The sequence below is a fragment of the Stieleria sp. genome (genome assembly GCF_041595215.1).
Taxonomy (GTDB): domain Bacteria; phylum Planctomycetota; class Planctomycetia; order Pirellulales; family Pirellulaceae; genus Stieleria; species Stieleria magnilauensis.
Window position 1 is genome coordinate 1 of sequence record NZ_JBFHKV010001105.1, and the last position, 2750, is coordinate 2750.

The window sequence follows — 2750 nt, forward strand, 5'->3', positions numbered from 1 at the left end:
GATCCACACAACAGACGCCCGTCATCGGTCAGGATTGGTTTGCACCGCACCGGACCGTCGATGCCTTCGGGCAGTCGAACTCGATCGCGGAACGTTCGCCCGCGGTCATAGCTGACCATCATCTCGCCCCACCAACTCTGTGGGTCGGGGCCGACTTTGAAGAACAACAGCGTCGGGGCGTCGCCGGGAGGTTGAAACAGCACCGGATTCCAACACGGATGACGCAAGCCATCATGCTGAACACCGGTCGCCACTTGCGAGGGCGACGACCAGCGGCTTCCATCGTGATAGCTGGTCCAGATCCCGACATCCTTGTGCTTCTCTTTCGTTCCACCAAACCAGGCCGCGACCAATCCACGACTGGTCTGACAAATCGTCGATGCGTGACATTCCTTCGTCGGCATCTTGTTATGGATGAACTCTTCGCTCACCAAACCGGGCATACGTGGTGCCTCTGCTTCATTGACGATGTCGGCGGCGACCTGCTCGTCGGAATACTCAATGCAGTCGTCGTGGGCGATGTAGTAGATCCGACCGTTTTCCGCGCCGACCATCAAGTCCGGCTTGCCGTCGTGATTCAAATCGCAAGCCGACGGGCTGGAGGTGTGTCCGGCGACGTTACGGCGGGCCAGATTGCCGATCCGCTTCAGGACAATCTTGCCGTTGACCGTGTCACAATTGCGATACCAGATCGCGTTCTCGGAATTGACCAACACATCCAACCGCTTGTCACCGTCCCAATCGACCACGGCAAGCTTGTAGCGACCGGATCCGCCGCACGATTTCTCGTTCAATCGAATCGGTTGCAATTGTTCATCGACAAACACCCGTTGCGCTTCGCCGGCATCGGATCGCAGCGTCAAATAGCCTTCTTGATCCAGCATCACGAGGTCCAGTTTCTCGTCGGCATCAAAATCGATGACCAACGGTGTCGTCCGCCACTCGGTGAGCGCCGACTGGCTCTTGGTTCGCCACCAGTACCACGCCGGCGGAGCCTCCGTGGGCGTTCCCGCGGTCTCCGCTTCGACCATCACGCCGCCGTCGTTTCGCAACCACTGAACGCGGGAAAGGATGGAGTTGTAAACGATGTCGGGATCACCATCGTCGTCCACATCGGCGACCGAAAGCGTCGTGTAGCCCCACTTCGCTTCACAGGGTCCCTGAATCGAACCACTGGGCCCGGCCATCACGCGAAACGGCGCGCTGGTTCGTCCATCGGCCGATTGCACTTCCACCAGCGACGGTGCCGACCACTTCGGCATCCCGTTGCTGCCGGCGCCCAGGTTTTCAAAGTAAGCGATGTTGCCGGCGGTATTCCCACACAAAATGTCTTCATCGCCATCGTCGTCCCAATCGTAGGCAAAGGGCGTGGCGAGCGCACCGAATTTCAACGTGTCGGCCTGCTGACGGAAATATCGCGGCGTGAGAAAGACCGGCTGACGTTCTCGCAGCTTGCCGGTGTTCTCGATCAACGCCACGCGACCGTCTTCGTCACCGACGATCAAGTCCATGTCGCCGTCGCCGTCCCAGTCCATGGCCGTCGGGGTGATCATTTGCAAATGCATCACCAACGGCTGGCCCAGGTTGTCATTGAGTTTGACGCCGGCAGCGTAAACCGGCCCGGTGCGCGATCCGATATTTTCGAAGTACGTGAACCCGTCCAAGAACTCGCCGCACAGCAGATCCAAGTCCCCGTCGCCATCAAAGTCCGCGAAGTTCGGCGACGGCCAGCCGTAGACATCGATGTCGCCACCGGCCGCGGTGAGACGTTGGGGAGTCGAGGAGTAACTCGGTTGCTCGTCCGACCCTTCGTTGTCGGTGATGTAAACGTTTCCATGCAGCGGACCGTTTCGCCATCGCCCAGCCGCGTCATAGGCGTGGTCCCAACCGTAGTCCGTCCAGTCTCCCGTGCCGACGGCGATGTCTTGATCGCCGTCGCCATCAAAATCGACGTAACGCCACATGTTGCCACGCACACGATTGGCATGAACGTTGGACTTGGGGTAGATCTTTTCAGGTTTGTCAAAATCGAACGTGCCGGTCGATGCGTCACGCGGAAATTCGCTCCCCGGTTGCAAAATCCTTGGCTGCCCATCGACATAACTGACCTGCAAGTTGTGGCCGGCCTTGCCGAGTCGAACGCCGGGTTTGAACACCGGCATCTTGATGCTCGGATCCTGGGTCGGGTTCTCAAAGTAATAGACGCCGCCGGACGGCTTGTCCGGACAGGCAACCAGCAAGTCGATGTCGCCGTCGCCGTCGTAATCCATCGGCATCGGCCAGGCCCAAAGCCCGACTCCCAGATCGACTTCCAATCCGGGGTTGTTGTACTCGAGCGGTTGAAGCTTCCAATCCGGATCGGCGGCGTGCAGGGAACCGTTGACCAGGACGAGTCCAAGAAGCAGTAGAGGGTGGAGGTGGCGATTCATGGTTTTGTCGTGGGGAAATTGGCAGAACAATGGAAGGCGGGAGGGAGCAAGGAAGGGAAAACGATGGGAAGGTTGGGTTGAATGGTTGGGTGGGAGGGAGTGGTGGGAAGGCAGAATGATACGGGGCAAAATGATGAGGTGGGGAGTGATGACGTGATTGCATGACCGGGCATGGCAATCATTCTGCCTCTTTTTGTCCAGGCGGTGTTGCCATCCGGGCCTGCATATATTTCAGCTTCATTTGCAACTCACCGCGTAACGCGTGTGCGATCTCGGCAGCCGAATCAGAAAGGTCGTGTTGTTCTCCGGGGTCGGATGCTA

Annotated in this window: 1 protein-coding gene; it reads right to left on the bottom strand. The window is 58.7% G+C overall.

Annotated elements, in window-relative coordinates:
- Positions 1-2429 (bottom strand): exo-alpha-sialidase (locus ABX749_RS28525; RefSeq protein ID WP_372899022.1); only part of this gene is annotated, 2429 nt, incomplete at its 3' end.
- Positions 2430-2750: the final 321 nt, after the last annotated feature.